Genomic DNA, 18,844 nt, shown 5'->3' with positions numbered 1-18,844 from the left:
GCTCACCCCGCGCTTCCCTTCAGCGCGGCCATGTCCGCCTCGAGCATTTCGCGCGCCAGTTCGCGCACGGGCGTTTCGGCTTCCCAGCCAAGCTGTGCCCTCGCCTTCGATGCGTCGCCGAGGAGGAAATCGACCTCGGTCGGGCGGAAATAGCGCGGGTCGATCTCGACGAGGCATTTGCCGGTCTTTGTGCAGAAACCCTTCTCGTCCTCGCCTTCGCCGCGGAAATCCAGTTCGATTCCGGCATCCTCGAAGACCCAGCGCGTGAAATCGCGTACGCTGACGGCCTCGCCGGTCGCCAGCACGTAGTCGCCCGGCTGGTCCTGCTGCAGCATCATCCACATCCCGCGCGCATATTCGCGGGCATGGCCCCAGTCGCGCCGCGCATCGAGATTGCCGAGGAAGAGCTTGTCCTCGCGGCCTGCGGCAATCGCCGCCACCGCGCGGGTGATCTTGCGGGTCACGAAGGTCTCACCGCGAACCGGGCTTTCGTGGTTGAACATGATCCCGCAGCTCGCGTGCATGTTATAGGCTTCGCGGTAGTTCACCGTGATCCAGTGCGCATAGAGCTTGGCGACCGCATAGGGACTGCGCGGATAAAAGGGCGTGGTCTCGGTCTGCGGCGTTTCCTGCACCATGCCGAACATCTCGCTGGTCGAGGCCTGGAAGAAGCGCGTGTGGCCTTCCAGTTTCAGGATGCGGATCGCCTCGAGCAGCCGCAGCGCGCCCAGCGCATCGGCATTGGCGGTGTATTCGGGCGTTTCGAAACTGACCTGCACATGGCTTTGTGCTGCAAGGTTATAGACCTCGTGCGGCTGCACTTCCTGCATCACGCGGATGAGGTTGGTGGCGTCGGTCACATCGCCGAAATGCAGGTACATTTGCGGATCGGGATCGTGCGGATCCTCGTAAATGTCTTCGATCCGGCCGGTGTTGAAGGAGGACGAGCGGCGCTTGAGGCCGTGGACCTCGTAGCCCTTCTCCAGCAGCAGGCGCGCCAGATACGACCCGTCCTGACCGGTCACCCCGGTGATCAATGCCCGCTTGGCGCTCAACCCGTTTCTCCTTTTATGGCGCTGCGGTAATTCGGGGGCTGCCTATTTGGCAAGCGCCTCCTCGGCAGAAAGCCGGGTAGTGGTGTCGATCCAGCCACCTCCCACGACCCTCTCGCCCGCGTAGATGACCGCGGCCTGTCCCGGCGCCACGCCATATTCGGGCGTTTCGAAACGGATCGTCGTGTTGGCATTGTCGCCGAGCGGGCCATCGAGCGTGATCGGCACGGGCTTGGCGAGGCTGCGGACCTTGGCGGTCAGCGGCACGTCGGGAAGCGGGCCGATGCGGTTCGTCTCGATTAGATGCGCGGCGCTCACCGCGAGCATTCGCTTCGGGCCGACCTTCACCTGTGCCTGCTCCGCATCGATCCCCACCACATAAAGCGGTTCCGGCTGGCCGCCGATATCGAGACCGCGGCGCTGGCCGACGGTATAGTGGATCACGCCCTTGTGTTCGCCCAGCTTCTCGCCGGTAGCGGCATGGACGATCGCGCCTTCGCGCGCGCCTTCGGGGCGCATTTTCTTGACGATCTTGGCGTAATCGCCGTCGGGCACGAAGCAGATGTCCTGGCTGTCGGGCTTGGCTGCATTGCGCAGGCCTGCCGCCTCAGCCAGTTCGCGCACTTCCGCCTTGGGCAATCCGCCGAGCGGGAAACGCAGGTAGTCGAGCTGGTCCTCGGTGGTGGCGTAAAGGAAATAGGACTGGTCGCGCGCCGGATCGACCGCGCGGTGCATTTCGGCACCCGCAGGTCCCATCACGCGTCGGACGTAATGTCCCGTGGCGAGGCAATCGGCACCAAGCTCGCGCGCCATGGCGAAGAGATCGGTGAATTTCGGACCCATGTTGCAGCGGATGCAGGGCACGGGCGTGCGGCCGGCGAGATATTCGTCGGCGAAAGTCTCTACCACGTCTTCGCGAAAGGCGCTTTCGTGGTCCGACACGTAATGCGCGATGCCGAGCCGGTCGGCGACGGCACGCGCATCGGCGATGTCGTCACCCGCGCAGCAAGCGCCCTTGCGGCCCGTCGCCGCACCGTAATCGTAAAGCTGCAGCGTGATGCCGATCACTTCCGCGCCGCTTCTCGCCGCGAGCGCGGCGACGACCGAGCTGTCAACGCCGCCCGACATGGCGACCACGATCCGGCACTCGCTGGCCGGGCGCGGAAGATCGAACAGGTCTGCGGCAGAGGCCGCATCGAGAAGACGGGATTCGGGCATGGCGCGGCCCTTACACGTGTGCGCGCGCATCCTCCAGTATTTCCCGATTTCCCGCCGGATCCGATGTTTCACAGAGTCTTTACCATACTGGCGTATCCCCACTCTCATGTTCGAGGGGCACATCAACAAAGAGACATTCTCGCAACCGCGCGAGTCGGGGGTTTTGCGCCAGTTTCGCTGGACCGACCTCGTCGCACGCCTGTCGGCGACTCGGGAATTGCGGGAAGAACTGAACAAGGGCGAGGGCGGCGGTTTCGAAGCCTTCGGTGAAGCGCGCCGCGAAAGCGACGAAGAAAGTAACCGGCCTGTTAACCAAACTGATTTATCGCATGGCAAATCAAGTGGGTTAGGCACAGGTCGAGCCGCAACTGGTGCGGTGCATGGCGACCGAGAGAAATAGATGATCGAAAATCAGGACATCCGCCCTGCACAGGTGATCGGCCCGCTTGGCGAGCCGCTGACCCTGGAAGACTTGCCGAAGCCCTCGACCAAGCGTTGGGTGGTTCGCCGCAAGGCCGAAGTCGTGGCAGCCGTAAACGGCGGCCTGCTGACGATCGACGAAGTGCTCGAGCGCTACGGTCTCACGCTGGAGGAATTCGCTTCCTGGCAGCGCGCGGTCGACCGGTCGGGCATGCAGGGTCTTCGCGTGACGCGCATCCAGCACTATCGCGACCTCTACGAGCGCCAGTTCAAATACTGATCGGCTACGGCCAGGGCGCACCTGCAAGGCCTTCTGTTGCGGGAACAATTTGCTTGCTTATCCGCTGCTAACCTGTCCCCATGCAACGAGGGGACCGGCGTGAACCTGCGCGCATATGGCGCAGGGGTTCTCATGGCCGGCTAAAACAGGAGGATTTGCAATGGGTTGGATTATCGCACTTATCGTAGGCGGCATTGCCGGTTGGCTCGCCAGTCTCGTCATGAACCGTGATGCCTCGATGGGCATTTTCTGGAATATCGTGGTCGGCTGCGTCGGCTCGATCATCGGTAACTTGATCGCAAACCAGTTCGGTATCGTCGGAAGCGTACAGGAATTCTCGCTTACCGGCCTCTTGGTCGCCGTGTTCGGCGCAATCGTCCTGCTCGGTATCGCAAATCTCGTCCAGCGTGGACGCGTGCGCTAACGCTTCAAGGCGATTTTTGAAATTCGGAAGGGCGGTGCGGGGTAACCCGTGCCGCCCTTCGTCGTCGGAAATTGGCGATTCTTACCCTTCGTCAGGCGTGCTATACCCCCGGTCGAGTGATGCATTGCCCGCCAGTCTGGATGCAGTAAGGCGGGAATGCGCGCTCTTGCGCTTTGTGATTTAGTGAACTAACACACTTCACCAGCAATGGCCGCGACCAGGATGGGGCAGGCAAATGACGTATGAATCCGATATCAAGGCACAAGGTGAGGAGCCTGTGGCCGTGACACTCGATGGAACGACTTTCGACGGGAGCGACGAGCCCCGTTCGAAGAAGCGCCTCTATATCCTGATCGCCCTCGGCGTTCTCGCGGCGATTGTCGCCCTCTATGTCTTCCTGACGATGGGCGCGGAAGAAGAAGTGGCCGATCGCGGTGCGCAGGCCCCTGCGATTACCGTCGTCTCGCCCGGCCGTACGACGGTCGAGGGCCAGATTGTCGCAACCGGCGTGCTCGCCGCACGGCGCGAGGCACCCGTTGGCGTTGTCGGCGAAGGCGGCCGGGTCGTTTCGATCCCCGTCGAAGCCGGTGACTGGGTCCGCCAGGGCCAGGTGCTTGCCGTTATCGACCGCTCGGTCCAGTCGCAGCAGGCGCGCGCCGCCGCAGCACAGGTCGAAGTGGCGCAGGCCGACGCCAATCTCGCCCAGTCCAATCTCGACCGTGCCCTCCAGCTGGTGGAGCGCGGCTTCGTCTCGAAGGCCGATGTCGACCGTCTCACCGCAACCCGCGACGCCGCGGTCGCCCGTGTCCGCGTCGCGCAGGCCAGCCTGAGCGAACTCCAGGCCCGCAATGCGCGCCTGAACATCGTCGCACCGTCGGCCGGCCTCGTGCTGGAACGCAATGTCGAAGTCGGCGCCACGGTTTCGGCCGGTTCGGGCGCACTCTTCCGCCTTGCCCGCGGCGGCGAGATCGAAATGCTCGCCCAGGTCGGCGAAGAGCAGCTCGCGCGCCTGAGCGCAGGAGTTTCGGCCGAAGTCACTCCGGTGGGGTCGGACAAGAGCTTTACCGGACAGGTCTGGCAGGTTTCACCGACGATCGATGCCCGCAACCGTCAGGGCACGGCGCGTATCGCGCTGTCCTATGATCCTGCGCTGCGCCCCGGTGGTTTCGCCACGGCACGCATCCTCAGCGGCACCACCACGGCACCGCTGCTGCCCGAGAGCGCGGTCCTGTCCGACAACGAGGGTAGCTTCGTTTACGTCGTCGATGATGAAAACAAGGTCCAGCGCATGGCGGTCGAAACCGGCATGGTCACCAGCGAAGGCGTGGTCATCACAAGCGGCATCAGCGGCAACGAGAAGATCGTTCTTCGCGCCGGCGGCTTCCTGACCGAAGGCGAAACCGTAAACCCGCGTTCGGCCGACGACTAAGGGGCGCCAAGCGATGAATTTCCGCAATATTTCCGCCTGGTCGATCCGCAACCCGGTGATCCCGCTGGTTGCCTTCACCGCGCTGCTGCTCGCGGGGATCCTGAGCTTCATCCGCATGGACGTGGTGAACAATCCGGACATCGAATTCCCGGCGGTCAACGTCACGATTTCGCAGCCCGGCGCCGCGCCGACCGAAATCGAGAACCAGATCACCCAGCAGGTGGAAGCGGCGGTTCGTTCGGTCAACGGGGTCAACAAGATCACCTCGACCGCGCGCGAAGGCAGCTCGAACACCTTCGTCGAATTCGAGATCGGCACCGATCCGAACAATGCCACTGCGGAAGTGAAGAACGCGATCGACCGCGTCCGCGGCAGCCTGCCCGACGGGATCCTCGAGCCGCGTGTCGAGAAGGTCGAGATCGCCGGCGGCTTCCTCGGCATCTATGCGGTCGAAGCCAATGACATGACCATCGAGCAGCTGAGCTGGTTCATCGACGATACGGTGGCCAAGCAGCTTCTCTCGATCGACGGCATGGCCGAAGCGGGCCGTTTCGCCGGCGTGAACCGCGAAATCGAAGTCATTCTCGACCTGCCCAAGATGCAGGCCTACGGCGTCACCGCGAGCGAGATCAACTCGGTCCTGCGCCGCGACAATCTCGACGCGGCAGGCGGCATGGCCGAAGTCGGCGGTACGCGCCAATCGGTCCGCGTGCTCGGCAACACAGGCACCGCATTCGAACTCTCGCAGCGCCAGATCCGCCTCTCCAATGGCACTACGCTCAAGCTCGGCGATGTGGCGACCGTGCGCGACGGTTATTCCGAACGCACCTCGATCTCGAAGGTTCGCGACCAGGAAGTCGTCAACTTCTACATGAGCCGCGCGAAGGGCGCCTCGGACGTCACCGTCTTCGAAGAAGCGCAAAAGAAGATCGCAGAGATCGAAGCGGCGAACCCCGATGTGAAATTCATCCAGCTGTTCGATACGGTCAAATACACGAAGGACCAGTATTCCAGCTCGATCGCCGCGATGATCGAGGGTGCGATCCTCGCCGTCGTGGTCGTGTTCTTCTTCCTGCGTGACTGGCGCGCGACCTTCATTTCCGCCGTCGCCATCCCGCTGTCGGCAATCCCGACCTTCTGGTTCATGGACCTGCTCGGGTTCAACCTGAACCAGATGTCGCTGCTCGCCCTGGCGCTGGTGGCCGGGGTGCTGGTCGACGATGCGATCGTGGAGATCGAGAACATCGTCAGGCACATGCGAATGGGCAAGACCGCCTACCAGGCCTCGATCGACGCGGCCGACGAGATCGGCCTGCCGGTGGTTGCCACCAGTTTCTGTATCGTCGCAGTCTTCCTGCCGGTCGGCCTGATGCCGGGCGTCACCGGCCAGTTCTTCAAGAACTTCGGCCTCACCGTGGTCGTCGCAGTGCTGATGAGCCTTGCGGTGGCGCGTATGATCACCCCGATGCTCGCGGCCTATTTCCTGCAGGCCAAGGGTCATGCCTCGCATGGCGAAGGCAAGTGGATGGACCGCTACATGAGCGTGCTCCATTGGTCGCTCGAACGCGGCAAGATGCACAAGCGCCGCGATGGCGTGACGCCGCCCAAGCGCCGCTGGGCCTATGCGCTCTCGCTGCTGTTCACCACGATCATCCTGCTTGTCGTCTCGGCTATTGGCGTCTTCATGAGCTTCAATGCGCTCGAAGGCTTGCAGATTCCTCAGACGCTGGCGAACGCAGCAGCAGAGGAAGAGACCTTCCTCCACTCGCTGATCATGCGCCCGCTGCAGCTCGTCCAGCTCGCCGTGGCGACCGCTGTCGGCTTCGCCATCGCATTCGGATTGCTCAAGGGTCTCGGCTTCGTGCTGCGCTTCCTCGGCCAGCGCCTTTCGCAGAGCTGGCGCTATCTCGAAGCGCGCTTCTACGACCACCGCGTGTGGATGCTCGGCGTTGGCTGGTTCTCCTTCCTGCTGACGATCCTGCTGTTCGGACAGACGCCGTTCCAGTTCAATCCGGAGGTCGACGATTCGACCACGCAGGTCCGTATCGAGATGGTGCCGGGCACCACGCTGGAAGATACCGAGCGCGTGGCCGACCGCGTTGCCGCCCTGCTGTACGAACAGCAGGAAGTGGAACGCGTTCTCGAGCGTGTGTCGGAAGGCAATGCGACCTTGTACATCACGCTGTCGGAAGACCGTGAACGTCCGTCCTACGTCTTTACCCGCGATCTTGCCCCGACCCTGTCGAGCATTCCCGATGCGCGCGTGCGCTGGAACAACATGAACGGTCCTGGTGGCGGCGGCAGCGGCCGCGATCTCTCGATCATGCTGGCCGGCTCCGATCCGGTGCTTCTGAACGACACGGCCGCCCAGCTTGTCGAGGAGATGAAGGGTCTCGACATGATCGTCGCGCCGCGCATTACGGCCGACGTTCCGCGTCCGGAAATCCTGATCCGTCCGCGTCCCGAGCTGATGGCAGATCTCGGTGTATCGACCGCCGCTGTCGGCCAGGCGATCCGTATCGCGACCATGGGCGAGATCGAACAGAACGCCGCCAAATTCTCGCTTTCGGATCGCCAGATCCCGATCACCGTGCGCCTTCCGGAAGAAGCGCGCGAGGATATCACCACGATCCAGAACCTTCCGGTACCGACTGCCAATGGCACCTCGGTTCCGCTCGGCCGGATTGCGGATATTTCCTTCGGTGCAGGTCCCACGACCATCCAGCGCTACAACCAGAACCGCCGTGTGCTGATCGGTGCCGATCTCGCCAGCGGCGTGCTGCGCGGCAATGCGATGGAGCGGGTAAATGCCCTGCCGACGCTCACCAACCTGCCGCAGGGCGTGATCCGCGACCAGGTGGGCGAGGACGAGCTCCAGCAGGAACTGCTCGACAATTTCGGTATCGCGCTGCTCGCAGGCATCCTGCTCGTGTTCGCGGTGCTGGTGCTGCTCTACAAGCGACTGATGAGCCCGTTGGTCAATATGACCTCGCTGGCCCTCGCGCCGCTCGGCGGGATCTTCCTAGTCTGGATTGTCGGACAGCCGCTGTCCTTCCCCGTCCTGATCGGTGTCCTCCTGCTGCTCGGCATCGTCTCGAAGAACTCGATCCTGCTGATCGACTTCGCGATCGAGGAGATGGACAAGGGCACGCGCAAGATCGACGCGATCATCGATGCCGGTCACAAGCGTGCACAGCCGATCGTCATGACCACGGTCGCAATGACCGCCGGCATGGTGCCGACTGCGCTCAGCCTGTCGGGCGACGGCGCATGGCGCGCTCCCATGGGCACGGTGGTGATCGGCGGCCTGATCCTGTCGACCCTGCTGACGCTGCTCATCGTCCCGGCGGGCTTCAGCCTTGCCGACGGCTTCGAGAAGCGCGCCGGACCGTGGTTGCGGAACAGGTTCCTCACCTATCGTCCGGGCGACGAAGACAACTTTGCCGAATCCAAGGGCAGCCAGCCCGGGATCGAACCGGCGGAGTAATCGTCACCTAGGTTATGGGGCGGCCACTCGAACCAAGCACAATGACGGGCGGGACACCGCTCCCGCCCGATCGTGCACGCGCCATGCGCCGCACTGCCACGGGGATGCTGTTCCTGATGGCGGCGATCTTCATCTTCTCGGCGCGCTATCTCGAGGTGCATCCGGCCTGGGGCTACGTCCACGCGTTTGCGGAAGCGGCCATGGTCGGCGGTCTGGCCGACTGGTTCGCAGTCACGGCACTGTTCAGGCGACCGCTCGGCCTGCCGATCCCGCACACCGCGATCATTCCTGAAAACAAGGACCGCATCGCCGATACGATGGCGGGCTTCCTGCGTGACAATTTCCTCACCCCGCAGGTCGTCGCGCGCCGAATGGGCGCGATGAACCTTGCTGGAGCTGTTGGAAGCTATCTCGCCGACCCCAAGGCGCGCAACGACGGCCGGGTGCGCGCCGGCGCAGGCGAGCTGGCGGTCGAGGTGCTCGAATCGCTCGATCCCGACCGTCTCGGCACGCAGGTCCGCAGCGGTCTCGCTGCGCAGATCGAGAAACTGGAAATCGCGCCGCTGCTTGGCGGAATGCTCGACGCGATGATTGCCGACGGGCGCCACAAGCTGGTGATCGACAAGATCATCCGCTGGGCAGGGCTGGTCCTCGAAGACAATGAGGGCATGGTGCGCGACATGGTGCACAAGCGCGCCAATGCCGTGCTGCGTTTCACCGGACTGGACGAACGGCTCGCCAACTCCGTGATCGACGGCCTCTACAAGCTGCTCGCCGAAGTGCTGGTCGATCCCGAACATCCGCTGCGCGACAAGATCGAGGAAGGTCTTGCAGAACTCGCCAAGGGCCTACGCGAAGATCCGGAAATGCAGGAGCGGGTCGAGCGCATGAAGGTCGAACTGCTCAACAACCCCGCGATTGCCGACTGGTGGCAGGGTGTGTGGGAGAGGATCCGTGCGCGCCTGATTAAAAGCATCCGAGAGAGCGGCGGTACGGGCAGCGGCTACATGGGCGAAACGCTGGCCGAACTGGGCTCTGCACTCCGCGACGATGTGCGCCTGCAGCAGCAGGTCAACCGCTTTGCCCGCCGCACTGCCGTTGGCATTGCCACGCGCTATGGCGACCAGATCGTGCAGCTGGTGTCGGAAACCGTCCGCCGCTGGGATGCGACCACGCTGACCGGCCGTGTAGAGGGCGCTGTCGGCCGCGATCTCCAGTTCATCCGTATCAACGGTACGCTGGTCGGCGGGCTCGTCGGCGTGACGCTACATGGCCTGATGGCGATCTTCGCCTAAGCCCTTGCGATCAATCGTGGCGGATGGCGAAGCCGTGCGCGTCCGCCGAGAACGGGCGCTGGCCGCCAGCGGTGAGATAGCGGACCTGCTGGAAGGCGAAATCGGTCGCCGGATTGCCTTCCGCATCCTTGGCGGGATCGAAGCGGGCATGCTCCTTCATCGCATCGCAGGCTGCATCGCGCAGAACCTTGGCGGTCAGGAAATTGGTGACGTGGCAATGCACGACACGCCCGTTTCCGTCGATGATCAGGCGTAGCGGAACCATGCCGTCCCAGCCTTTGCGGACGGCCTCTTTCGGATATCCGCGCTGGATCGCCTCGGCCAGCTTGCCGACGTCCAGCAGGGTAACGTGCTTGTCGAGCTTCGAATGCGCCTCGAGGTCGAGGCCGAAATCCTTCAGCCTGTCGGTGACGCAGCTGTCGAGTGCCGCAATCGCCTGATCGATCGCGCGGGTATGCAGCGTCGTCTTGGTCCCGCGCGGATCGACGATCACGAAATCGGTCACCTCGCTTGCCTCGAGCCGCTCTTCGCCCTCTTCGGGCTTGGGAAAGAGGCGTCCGGCAAAAACGACACCCTCGCGTTCGCCTATCGAGGCGGAAGCCACGCGGTCGAACCGGTGGAGATTGTCGCTGGGAAGGAATCCTGCCTCGAGCGAACCGCTGCCTTCGATGATCGGTGCACCGACAACCGCAAACTGGACAGCCGAGCGCGGGTGGATGCGCTTGATCGAAAGCGTGACGCGTTCGTCACCCCTTACGAAGTCGCGCGCGACCGAGCACCCGTCCTCAAGGGTCGACAGGCGCCACTGCCCATCGGTCTGGAAGGCTTCCGGAGCGCCGGGTTCGACTGCCGCCGCGCTGCTCGCCAATGCGGCCCCGGCGAGCAGCGATAGCGCGACCTTGCGCAACTTAGCGTCCCATCCGGTACACGATCCGGTTGGTGAGATAGGTTCTCACGGGCTGGCCGGCAGCATCGCGTGCCGGTTCGATCTTCGCATAGCGCTCGAAGGCCGTGCAGGGATGGCCGCCAAGTTCGAAATCCTCGGCAGCCGTCTGGTTGAGGAGCACGCAATTCTCGATTTCGCCTTGCGTGTCGATGGTCAGGCGAATGTGAAAGTCTGCCTGCGCGCCGCGATTCAAGGCTGCGTTGGGATATTGCTCGGCGACTTCGCGTGCGACGTTCTTCATGTTCGTTACTTCAGGCGGGCTGGCAACGGTGCGCTGCTCCGCAATGTCGAAGCCCCAGAACTCGACCAGGTTTTCCATGCACACGTTCATCGCAGAGAGCGGGGCATCGAGCGCGCCGAGGTGAAGCCGCACCGGCGTACGACCGCGCTGAGAAATGGTCAGCCATTCGATAGCCGAGGCGCCCTTGGCATCGAGTTCGGGCAAGCTGCGCGGGTTGGCGACGTAGTCGGGCTCTTCGCCCTCCTCGCTGGCCTCTTCCTCGTCTGCAACGAAGCCGCTCGAATACTGGATGGCATTGCCGAATTCGCCGAAGAACGAACCGAGGAGTTCGAATTCGCCGGCGTCACCGCCCTCGCTGAATTCAAATCCCGTGTCGCGGCCATTGCGGTATTTTTCGAGGGCAGGCCCTGCCACGGTCCACTGCGCCGTCTTCGACGGGTCCCACTGGTCGATCACGAAAATCGTCTGGTTCTCGCCTTCGCCGAACAGCCGCGCGATGCGGCACTTGTGCTCGCCCATGTCGAGATTCCATGGACTCGACGGCTTGAGAACGACGATTTCCGGATCGTCTTTCGCCGACGCAGCATTGGCTGCTGTCAGACAAGTTATCGCGAGCAAAGGCGATATGGATTTAACGAGCGACCGCATAAAAAACCCCTCCGAACCAATATTGGTTCGAAGGGGTCTGAATTATATCGGGAATTTCGTCAAAGCTTTTCGGTAAGCTCCGGCACGATCTTGTAGAGATCGCCGACAAGACCGATGTCCGCGACCTGGAAGATCGGGGCGTCTTCGTCCTTGTTGATCGCGATGATCGTCTTGGAGTCCTTCATGCCGGCGAGGTGCTGGATAGCGCCCGAGATGCCGATGGCGATGTAGACTTCCGGTGCCACGATCTTGCCGGTCTGGCCGACCTGGTAATCGTTCGGGACATAGCCCGCGTCGACTGCGGCACGCGATGCGCCGATGCCTGCGCCGAGCTTGTCAGCGAGCGGCGTGATGACCTGCTCGAAGGTTTCCGCGTCCTTGAGCGCGCGTCCACCCGAAACGATGACCTTGGCGCTCGTGAGTTCAGGGCGGTCGCTCTCGGCGATTTCCGCGCTCACGAAGCTCGACAGGCCGGCATCGCCCGCACCCGTGATTTCTTCGATCGTGCCCGAACCGCCTTCGGTGGCAGCCTTGTCGAAGGCAGTACCGCGGACGGTGATGACGAGCTTTGCGTCGGAGGATTCAACGGTCGCAATCGCGTTGCCGGCGTAGATCGGACGGGTGAAGGTCTTGTCGCCTTCGACCGAAAGGATGTCCGAAATCTGCATCACGTCTAGTAGGGCTGCGACGCGCGGTGCAATGTTCTTGCCGGTCGTGGTGGCGGGCGCGACGAAGGCGTCGTGGTGGCCCATCTGATCGGCGATCAGCGGCGCGACGTTTTCGGGAAGGGCGTGCTCGTAAGCAGCATCGTCGGCGAGGTGGACCTTGCCGACGCCAGCGACCTTTGCAGCCTGTTCGGCAACTGCGCGGCAGCCCGAACCTGCGACCAGCAGGTGGACTTCGCCCAGCTTGCTGGCGGCAGTGACCGCTGCCAGCGTTGCGTCCTTCATCTCGGCATTGTCGTGTTCGACCCAGACGAGAGTTTTCATAAGTCTATTCCTTTCCTGTCCGGGTTCTTACGCGATGCCGAGCGCTTTGATCTTGGCGACTAGCGCATCGACGTCCTCGACCTTCTCGCCTGCCTGGCGAACCGGCGGTTCGGAGACATTAGTGGTCTTGAGGCGCGGCGCGGTGTCGACGCCGTAATCGGACGGGCTCTTGGTATCGAGCGGCTTCTTCTTTGCCTTCATGATGTTCGGCAGCGAGGCATAGCGCGGCTCGTTGAGGCGAAGGTCGGTGGTGACGATGGCCGGAAGCGTCAGCTTCACGGTTTCGAGACCGCCATCGACTTCGCGCTTCACGACGACGCTGTCGCCGTCGACTTCGACCGTGTTGGCGAAGGTGCCCTGCGGACGGCCCATGAGGGCAGCGAGCATCTGGCCGGTCTGGTTCGAATCATCGTCGATCGCCTGCTTGCCCAGCATCACGATGCCTGGGGTCTCTTCTTCGGCAATGGCCTTGAGGATCTTGGCGACGGCGAGCGGTTCGACTTCATCGTCGGTTTCGACGAGGATCGCGCGGTCCGCACCCATGGCGAGCGCGGTACGCAGCGTTTCCTGCGCCTTTGCCGGGCCGATCGATACGGCGACGATTTCTTCCGCCTTGCCGGCTTCCTTGAGACGGATCGCCTCTTCGACGGCGATTTCGTCGAAGGGATTCATGCTCATCTTTACGTTCGCCAGGTCCACGCCCGAGCCATCGGCCTTGACGCGCGGTTTGACGTTGTAATCGATCACCCGCTTGACGGGGACGAGGATTTTCATGCGAATTACCTTCCTCTCGATAGAAACTGTGGCGCCCACCTAGCTTGCGTTTACGTAAACGTCAAGTTGGGTCGGCGCGGAATCTGGTTGGCCTCTCCGGCTCCCTCGCCCGCAGAAATCCTGAGGTCAAGCGCGCTCGGGCAGTCTCCTTTACTATGGTTGGCAGGGCGAATAGTTTCGCGCGTCAGACAGGAGGTTTGCGATGCGCGGCTGGACGATGATTGCAGGGGCTCTGGCGCTGCTGGCAGCACCTCTCGCGGCACAGGAAACGCGCGTTGCGCCGGAAGGTCACACTCCGCCTCCGGCAACGCTGGAACAGATGGACTGGCTGGTCGGACAATGGGTGGGAACCGGCATCGGCGGCGCGCCTGCCATGGAGAGCTGGCTACCCCCGAGCGGCGGAACCATGGTCGGCAGTTTTGTGCAGGAAGGCGATGACGGCACGATCCGCTTCACCGAGCATCTCTACCTGATGGAAGAAGAGGGCACGCTGGTCCTGCGCCTCAAGCATTTCAACGCCGACCTCACCGGATGGGAAGAGAAGGACGGCATGCTGACCTTCCGCCTGATCGCGGTGGAGGATTGCGCGGCCTATTTCCGCTCGCTCACGCTGAGGTGCCGCAATCCCAATTTCCCGGGCGAGGGACTCCTCGCGGCTGTCCGCATGCAGTCGGGCGGGGAGCTGGTCTTCCGCTTCGACGCCCTCGGCCCCGATCATCCGCAGCGCTGCCCCGATGCCATGACCACGATCGACATGAACCAGTGCTACGCCGATGTGCTTGGCCGCGCGGACGAGCGGCGCGAGGCCTATCTCACGAAGGCCATCGAAAGGCATGCCGACCGGCCGGAGCTGGCGAAAGAGATCGAGGCCAGCGATGCGGCCTTCCTCGCCTATCGCGATGCCGAATGCGGCGCAGTTTGGGAAGACTGGAAGGAAGGCACGATCCGCGGCGTGATGGGGCTGGACTGCCGCATCGCCATGACTGACCGCCGGACGCTGACCATCTGGCGCAACTGGCTCACTTACATGGACAGCACCCCGCCCGTCCTGCCCGAGCCAAAGCCGACCCACTGACAAGCAAAGGCCGCGCCAGCATGACGCTGGCACGGCCTTCGTATTTGATCGGCAAGGAGGCTTACGCCGCCTTCTTCACCTCGGCCACGATCTTGCGGGCCGCGTCGCCCAGATCGTCTGCCGGTACGATCGGCAGGCCCGAGTTGGCGAGGATTTCCTTGCCCTTCTCGACATTGGTGCCTTCGAGGCGGACCACCAGCGGCACGTCCAGTTCGACTTCCTTCGCCGCCACGACGATGCCTTCGGCAATCGTGTCGCAGCGCATGATGCCGCCGAAGATGTTGACGAGGATGCCCTCGACCGCCGGATCCTTGAGGATGATCTTGAATGCCGCGGTGACCTTCTCGGTCGTCGCGCCGCCGCCCACGTCGAGGAAGTTCGCCGGGAAAGCGCCGTTGAGCTTGATGATGTCCATCGTCGCCATGGCAAGGCCTGCGCCGTTGACCATGCAGCCGATGTTACCGTCGAGCTTGATGTAGGCGAGGTCGTACTCCGATGCTTCGACTTCGGCCGGGTCTTCCTCGGTCTCGTCGCGCATCGCTTCCACATCCTTGTGGCGGTAGAGCGCGTTGCCGTCGAAGCTCATCTTGGTGTCGAGGACGAGGAGGCTGCCTTCCTTGTCTTCCACCAGCGGATTGATCTCGAGCATTTCCATGTCGAGGTCCATGAAGGCGGTGTAGAGCTGCTTGGCGAGCTTCTGCGCCTGCTTGTTGGTGTCGCCCGTCAGCTTGAGCGCGAAGGCAACCGCACGGCCGTGGTGGGGCATGAAGCCCTGCGCCGGGTCGATGGTGATGGTGGTGATCTTCTCGGGCGTCTCGTGTGCGACGTCTTCGATGTCCATGCCGCCTTCGGTCGAAGCGATCATGACGACCTGGCCGGTAGCGCGGTCGACGAGCATCGAAAGGTAATATTCCTTTTCGATGTCGACGCCGTCGGTGACGTAGAGGCGGTTGACCTGCTTGCCTTCATCGCCGGTCTGGATGGTCACCAGCGTGTTGCCGAGCATTTCCTTCGCGTTGGCTTCGACTTCCTCGATGCTCTTCGACAGGCGGACGCCGCCCTTTGCATCGGGGCCGAGTTCCTTGAACTTGCCCTTGCCGCGGCCACCGGCGTGAATCTGCGCCTTCACGACATAGAGCGGCCCGGGAAGCTGCCGCGCGCCTGCGACCGCTTCTTCGACGGTCATTGCTGCGTGTCCTGCGGGAACGGCGATGCCGTATTTCGCGAGGAGTTCCTTGGCCTGATATTCGTGAATGTTCATCGGGGGTCTGGTCCTTCGCGCAGATGCGCGGTTTGGGTGAAGGGAGTCGCGGTGCGCATAAGCATACGTAGGCCCGCTTGAAAAGTGCCGTTTTCCGGTGCAGGGCGACCGCAATCCCATGATCGACAGCAAACGACTCGAATCAATTGTCGCTGAAGCCGGCAAGATCGCGCTTGGCCTGTGGCCCGGCGCGGGTGCAGAGCTGCGCTCGTGGGAGAAGGAGCCGGGGAGCCCCGTGTGCGAGGCAGACCTCGCCGTGGACGCCTTCCTGAAACGCGAGCTGGGCGCGCTGTTGCCCTCGGCAGGGTGGTTGTCCGAGGAAACCTCCGACGATCCTGCACGGCTCGAACACGATCTCATCTGGATGGTCGACCCGGTCGACGGCACGCGCGATTTCATCCGCGGCCGTGAAGGCTGGGCGGTCTCCGTGGCGCTCATCAGCAGCGGCAGGCCATTGATCGGTACGCTCTGCGCCCCTGCGCGCGGCGAGGTGTGGCAGGCGGTCGCCGGCCAGGGCGCGACGCGCAACGGACAGAAGCTCGTCGCATCCACCCGCAGCGAATTCGCAGGTGCACGCGTTCCGGCGGCGGACCTGATGAAGCAGGACCGGATGCTGACCAAGGTCGACCAGCCCAACTCGATTGCCCTGCGAATCGCTATGGTCGCCGCCGACGAGGCGGACCTCGTGGCAACGCTGCGCTGGGGTTTCGAATGGGATATCGCCGCAGCCGGCCTGATCGCCCGCGAAGCCGGGGCAGCCGTGTCCGACAGCTTTGGCCGCAAGCTCAATTACAACAAGCGCGACCCGCGCGCTTTCGGCGTGGTGGCGAGCGCTCCTGCGATCCACGGCGCGACCATCGATCACCTCGCCGAGCGCGCGGCGGCGGTTTCATCCAAAACCAAGTAATCCAAAACCAAGTAATAAGGGGAACCGGCTGGTCGGCCGGCTCCCCTTATGCGACTTTCCGAAGGTCTCGGATCAGCCTTGCCCTGTTACGGGCGCATCTGCATCAGTTACCCTGTGCAGCATCCACGTCATCCTGGTCGAACGGGATGATCTTGATTTCGACGCGGCGGTTGAGCGGTTCGTTCACGCCGTCGGCGGTCTTGACCTTGAGGTGCTCGTACTGCTCGCCATAGCCTTCCCAGCGGATACGCGACGAGCTGACGCCGCGGCTGATCAGGTAGTTGGCAACGGCCTGGGCGCGCTGTTCGGAGAGGCGCTGGTTGAGCGAGTCCGAACCGGTCGTGTCAGTGTAGCCGTAAACGTCGATCAGGCTGTTGGGATACTGGACGAGGTTGGCAGCGACATTGTCGAGCGTGGCGCGGAACGCGTTGTTGATCGTCGCGCTGCCGGTGGCGAAGGTCACGCCGTCGGGCAGGTTCACGAGGATGGCTTCGCCGCCATCGACTTCGGTAACGTCGACGCCCGAGCCTGCGGTCTGTTCTTCCAGTTCCTTGATCTGCTGGTCCATCTTGTAACCGACATAACCGCCGGCTGCGCCGCCGGCTGCCGCACCGATGATGCGTCCGGTCTTGCCGCCGATCACGCCGCCGAGCAGGCCGCCGGCGACTGCGCCGCCGACACCGCCGAGAACGGTACGCGAAACCTTCTTTTCACCCGTGTTCGGGTCGGTGACACAAGCCGAGGTGCCGAGCAGGGCGATCGAAGACAGTCCTGCGAGAAAAATCCGTGATGTTTTCATTCTAAATTCCCCTTCATTCTGACCGTCTTGTCCGGGCTTTGTTGCCTCTTGGACGGCCGGGTGCGGTGGGACGCGCCCACCAGCGCCTCTAGAAGTTTCCAAACACATCAATTCACAGCCTGTTCCGAGAACCGCTGGCAGCGCTGCACTTTTGTGCTAGCGAAGCCCTTGTGACACCCTTTCCCTGGACCGACCTGCTCATCATTGCCGGGCTCATCCTGCTCAACGGCGTTTTCGCCATGAGCGAGCTAGCAATCGTTTCCGCCAAGACCTCGCGATTGCGCTCTGCCGCACAGCAGGGGAGCCTCGGGGCGAAGTCGGCGATTTCGCTGGCATCGGACCCCGGCAAGTTCCTCTCGACCGTGCAGATCGGCATCACGCTGGTGGGCATCATCGCTGGCGCCTATTCGGGTGCGAGCCTCGGCGGCCCCGTGGGCGAGCGGCTGTCGGTCCTCGGCGTACCGGCAGACTGGGCCGACCAGGCCGGTTTCGCGCTCGTGATCGCACTGACCACCTATTTCAGCCTCGTCGTCGGCGAGCTGGTGCCCAAGCAGGTCGCACTTCGGGCCGCCGTCCCGATCGCGATCACCATGGCGCGGCCCATGGCGCTGCTGGCAAGGGTGGCGGCGCCGCTGGTGTGGTTGCTCGATACCTCCTCCGGCCTGTTGATCCGCGCGCTCGGCGTGCGCCCTGCCGGTCAGAGCGCTGTCACGGCGGAAGAGCTGCACATGCTGTTCGCCGAAGCGACACGCACAGGCATTATCGAATCCGAACAGCACCAGATGCTCGCCGGGGTTGTCCGCCTCGCTGAACGACCTGTCCGCGAAGTGATGACGCCGCGCACCGAGCTCGACTGGATCGACGTCAACGCGGATGAGGAAGCGATCCGCGCGCTACTCGACGAAAGCCCGCATTCGGTCTGGCCCGTTGCGGACGGCTCGCCCGACAAGGTGATGGGCCTTGTGCGCGTGCGCGAAGTGCTGAGCGCCCTGCTGGCAGGCGGGAGCGTGGCTCTCGAAACGCTGATGACCAAGGCCGAGGTGGTCCCCGACCAGCTCGACGCGGTCGACGCGCTGCGCGTGCTGCAGCAAGCCGATATCGCCATGGCCATGGTGCATGACGAATACGGACACCTCGACGGTATCGTGACGCCGGTCGACCTGCTGACCGCGCTGGTCGGTGATTTCGCCAGCGACCAGGACCCGGGCGATGCGCCGGGGATCGTGGAGCGTGCCGATGGATCGCTGCTGGTTGCCGGATCGCTCTCTGCCGATGCGCTCGCCGACAGGCTGGGCCTCGATTACGGCGACGACCGCGAATTCGCCACGGTGGCGGGTTTCTGCCTCGCCGTGATGAAGAAACTGCCCCTGGAGGGCGAGTTCTTCGAAGAACAGGGCTGGCGCTTCGAGATCATCGACCTCGACGAACGCCGGATCGACAAGGTGCTGGTGAGCGAAATCGCTCCCAATACGAAGAGCGACGCTCCGGAAGACTACGCGATTTAGTAAAAGCGAAACCGGGCTGATTGAGGCCCGGCGAAGCAAATCTGACCCGCAGTGGCGGGTCAACGGCGACTGCCCGCCCGCAGCGGGTGCGGCT

Annotated in this window: 17 protein-coding genes; 9 read left to right on the top strand and 8 right to left on the bottom strand. The window is 63.4% G+C overall.

Annotated features, from left to right (window positions below):
• Positions 1 to 2: 2 nt before the first annotated feature.
• Positions 3 to 1,055: a GDP-mannose 4,6-dehydratase gene (gmd, locus tag K3165_RS13300; RefSeq protein WP_221549369.1), complete on the bottom strand. Its 1,053-nt coding sequence runs from the start codon at positions 1,053 to 1,055 to the stop codon at positions 3 to 5.
• Positions 1,056 to 1,097: 42 nt separating this feature from the next.
• On the bottom strand, positions 1,098 to 2,270 hold the full coding sequence (mnmA, locus tag K3165_RS13295) for a tRNA 2-thiouridine(34) synthase MnmA (RefSeq protein WP_221549368.1): 1,173 nt from the start codon (positions 2,268 to 2,270) through the stop codon (positions 1,098 to 1,100).
• 106 nt (positions 2,271 to 2,376) lie between these two features.
• Between mnmA and K3165_RS13290 the strand changes: the two genes are divergently transcribed.
• From K3165_RS13290 to K3165_RS13265, 6 genes are all read left to right on the top strand, one after another.
• The gene (locus K3165_RS13290) at positions 2,377 to 2,670 is read left to right on the top strand and encodes a hypothetical protein (protein WP_221549367.1); all 294 of its coding nucleotides are present in this window, start codon (positions 2,377 to 2,379) and stop codon (positions 2,668 to 2,670) included.
• Entirely contained in the window at positions 2,671 to 2,970 is a 300-nt protein-coding gene (sciP, locus tag K3165_RS13285) for a CtrA inhibitor SciP (protein ID WP_040964402.1), read from the top strand. It abuts the gene before it with no gap.
• A gap of 160 nt (positions 2,971 to 3,130) precedes the next feature.
• On the top strand, positions 3,131 to 3,394 hold the full coding sequence (locus tag K3165_RS13280; protein WP_221549366.1) for a GlsB/YeaQ/YmgE family stress response membrane protein: 264 nt from the start codon (positions 3,131 to 3,133) through the stop codon (positions 3,392 to 3,394).
• A gap of 235 nt (positions 3,395 to 3,629) precedes the next feature.
• A complete protein-coding gene (locus tag K3165_RS13275) occupies positions 3,630 to 4,823 on the top strand; it encodes an efflux RND transporter periplasmic adaptor subunit (RefSeq protein WP_221549365.1) in 1,194 nt (397 codons plus the stop codon).
• Between the two features lie 13 nt (positions 4,824 to 4,836).
• Positions 4,837 to 8,310: an efflux RND transporter permease subunit gene (locus tag K3165_RS13270; RefSeq protein ID WP_221549364.1), complete on the top strand. Its 3,474-nt coding sequence runs from the start codon at positions 4,837 to 4,839 to the stop codon at positions 8,308 to 8,310.
• A gap of 41 nt (positions 8,311 to 8,351) precedes the next feature.
• Entirely contained in the window at positions 8,352 to 9,605 is a 1,254-nt protein-coding gene (locus tag K3165_RS13265; protein WP_221549363.1) for a DUF445 domain-containing protein, read from the top strand.
• Between the two features lie 10 nt (positions 9,606 to 9,615).
• On the opposite strand, the gene K3165_RS13260 is transcribed toward K3165_RS13265, so the two are convergent.
• The 4 genes from K3165_RS13260 to K3165_RS13245 are packed head-to-tail and all read right to left on the bottom strand — an operon-like array spanning position 9,616 to position 13,203.
• Positions 9,616 to 10,512, bottom strand: coding sequence for an energy transducer TonB (locus K3165_RS13260; RefSeq protein ID WP_221549362.1), 897 nt, complete (start codon positions 10,510 to 10,512; stop codon positions 9,616 to 9,618).
• Position 10,513: 1 nt separating this feature from the next.
• A complete protein-coding gene (locus K3165_RS13255; protein ID WP_221549361.1) occupies positions 10,514 to 11,440 on the bottom strand; it encodes an energy transducer TonB in 927 nt (308 codons plus the stop codon).
• 59 nt (positions 11,441 to 11,499) lie between these two features.
• Positions 11,500 to 12,429 carry an electron transfer flavoprotein subunit alpha/FixB family protein gene (locus tag K3165_RS13250; protein WP_221549360.1) on the bottom strand — a complete coding sequence of 310 codons (930 nt, stop codon included), beginning with the start codon at positions 12,427 to 12,429 and terminating at the stop codon, positions 11,500 to 11,502.
• Positions 12,430 to 12,456: 27 nt separating this feature from the next.
• Positions 12,457 to 13,203 carry an electron transfer flavoprotein subunit beta/FixA family protein gene (locus K3165_RS13245; protein ID WP_100260154.1) on the bottom strand — a complete coding sequence of 249 codons (747 nt, stop codon included), beginning with the start codon at positions 13,201 to 13,203 and terminating at the stop codon, positions 12,457 to 12,459.
• A gap of 202 nt (positions 13,204 to 13,405) precedes the next feature.
• Here K3165_RS13245 and K3165_RS13240 point away from each other — a divergent pair, with 202 nt between their 5' ends.
• Positions 13,406 to 14,278, top strand: coding sequence for a DUF6265 family protein (locus tag K3165_RS13240; protein WP_221549359.1), 873 nt, complete (start codon positions 13,406 to 13,408; stop codon positions 14,276 to 14,278).
• Positions 14,279 to 14,339: 61 nt separating this feature from the next.
• On the opposite strand, the gene sucC is transcribed toward K3165_RS13240, so the two are convergent.
• Positions 14,340 to 15,539, bottom strand: a complete 1,200-nt coding sequence (sucC, locus tag K3165_RS13235; protein ID WP_221549358.1) for an ADP-forming succinate--CoA ligase subunit beta — start codon at positions 15,537 to 15,539, stop codon at positions 14,340 to 14,342.
• Between the two features lie 118 nt (positions 15,540 to 15,657).
• Between sucC and K3165_RS13230 the strand changes: the two genes are divergently transcribed.
• Positions 15,658 to 16,446, top strand: coding sequence for a 3'(2'),5'-bisphosphate nucleotidase CysQ (locus K3165_RS13230; RefSeq protein ID WP_221549357.1), 789 nt, complete (start codon positions 15,658 to 15,660; stop codon positions 16,444 to 16,446).
• Between the two features lie 103 nt (positions 16,447 to 16,549).
• On the opposite strand, the gene K3165_RS13225 is transcribed toward K3165_RS13230, so the two are convergent.
• Complete coding sequence (locus K3165_RS13225; protein ID WP_221549356.1) at positions 16,550 to 17,245, bottom strand: YiaD family glycine zipper/OmpA-like lipoprotein; 696 nt, start codon at positions 17,243 to 17,245, stop codon at positions 16,550 to 16,552.
• Positions 17,246 to 17,415: 170 nt separating this feature from the next.
• Between K3165_RS13225 and K3165_RS13220 the strand changes: the two genes are divergently transcribed.
• The gene (locus K3165_RS13220) at positions 17,416 to 18,750 is read left to right on the top strand and encodes a hemolysin family protein (RefSeq protein WP_221549355.1); all 1,335 of its coding nucleotides are present in this window, start codon (positions 17,416 to 17,418) and stop codon (positions 18,748 to 18,750) included.
• Positions 18,751 to 18,844 lie beyond the last annotated feature (94 nt).

The sequence above is a fragment of the Qipengyuania xiamenensis genome, assembly GCF_019711495.1.
Lineage (GTDB): Bacteria > Pseudomonadota > Alphaproteobacteria > Sphingomonadales > Sphingomonadaceae > Qipengyuania > Qipengyuania xiamenensis.
The sequence above is the reverse complement of the archived record's forward strand: the minus strand, read 5'-3'. Positions and strand labels throughout refer to the sequence as shown.

Coding starts and splice junctions, on each gene's coding strand:
- mnmA (WP_221549368.1), bottom strand. CDS start 2,270: ATGCCCGAATCCCGTCTTCTCGATGCGGCCTCTGCCGCAGACCTGTTC.
- K3165_RS13290 (WP_221549367.1), top strand. CDS start 2,377: ATGTTCGAGGGGCACATCAACAAAGAGACATTCTCGCAACCGCGCGAG.
- sciP (WP_040964402.1), top strand. CDS start 2,671: ATGATCGAAAATCAGGACATCCGCCCTGCACAGGTGATCGGCCCGCTT.
- K3165_RS13280 (WP_221549366.1), top strand. CDS start 3,131: ATGGGTTGGATTATCGCACTTATCGTAGGCGGCATTGCCGGTTGGCTC.
- K3165_RS13275 (WP_221549365.1), top strand. CDS start 3,630: ATGACGTATGAATCCGATATCAAGGCACAAGGTGAGGAGCCTGTGGCC.
- K3165_RS13270 (WP_221549364.1), top strand. CDS start 4,837: ATGAATTTCCGCAATATTTCCGCCTGGTCGATCCGCAACCCGGTGATC.
- K3165_RS13265 (WP_221549363.1), top strand. CDS start 8,352: ATGACGGGCGGGACACCGCTCCCGCCCGATCGTGCACGCGCCATGCGC.
- K3165_RS13255 (WP_221549361.1), bottom strand. CDS start 11,440: ATGCGGTCGCTCGTTAAATCCATATCGCCTTTGCTCGCGATAACTTGT.
- K3165_RS13250 (WP_221549360.1), bottom strand. CDS start 12,429: ATGAAAACTCTCGTCTGGGTCGAACACGACAATGCCGAGATGAAGGAC.
- K3165_RS13245 (WP_100260154.1), bottom strand. CDS start 13,203: ATGAAAATCCTCGTCCCCGTCAAGCGGGTGATCGATTACAACGTCAAA.
- K3165_RS13240 (WP_221549359.1), top strand. CDS start 13,406: ATGCGCGGCTGGACGATGATTGCAGGGGCTCTGGCGCTGCTGGCAGCA.
- sucC (WP_221549358.1), bottom strand. CDS start 15,539: ATGAACATTCACGAATATCAGGCCAAGGAACTCCTCGCGAAATACGGC.
- K3165_RS13230 (WP_221549357.1), top strand. CDS start 15,658: ATGATCGACAGCAAACGACTCGAATCAATTGTCGCTGAAGCCGGCAAG.
- K3165_RS13225 (WP_221549356.1), bottom strand. CDS start 17,245: ATGAAAACATCACGGATTTTTCTCGCAGGACTGTCTTCGATCGCCCTG.